Annotated in this window: 1 pseudogene; it reads right to left on the bottom strand. The window is 61.9% G+C overall.

Features of this window, described 5'->3' with window-relative positions:
- Window positions 1-114 precede the first annotated feature (114 nt).
- A pseudogene (locus SB771_RS34970) lies at window positions 115-265 on the bottom strand (deacylase); the annotation flags it as partial.

The following is a 265-nucleotide window of genomic DNA, read 5'->3' as shown; positions in this document are numbered from 1 at the left end:
CCGTCTATCGACCCCCAGTGGACCGCGTCCAAACTCGCGACCGCAGCCCGTACGGCGCCGTTCCCGATCTTCCCGGCGAGCCACGAACTGCGAATCGCAAGCACCACACACCCGTCAGGACACCCACATCCCGAGCATCTTGTGCGAAAAATGCGCGCGTTCGGCGGTTTCCATCAGCGCGAGAAATTCGTCTTGCGTCATATGGATCAGCGCCTCGTGATCGCCGGCCTCGAAATAAACTTCCGGCTGCTGCGCGAGTTGCTCC

Origin of the sequence: Burkholderia sp. SIMBA_051 (assembly GCF_046534915.1) — a bacterium.
GTDB lineage: Bacteria > Pseudomonadota > Gammaproteobacteria > Burkholderiales > Burkholderiaceae > Burkholderia > Burkholderia ambifaria.
Note: the sequence above shows the minus strand (reverse complement) of the source record. Positions and strands in the feature narration are given on the sequence as shown.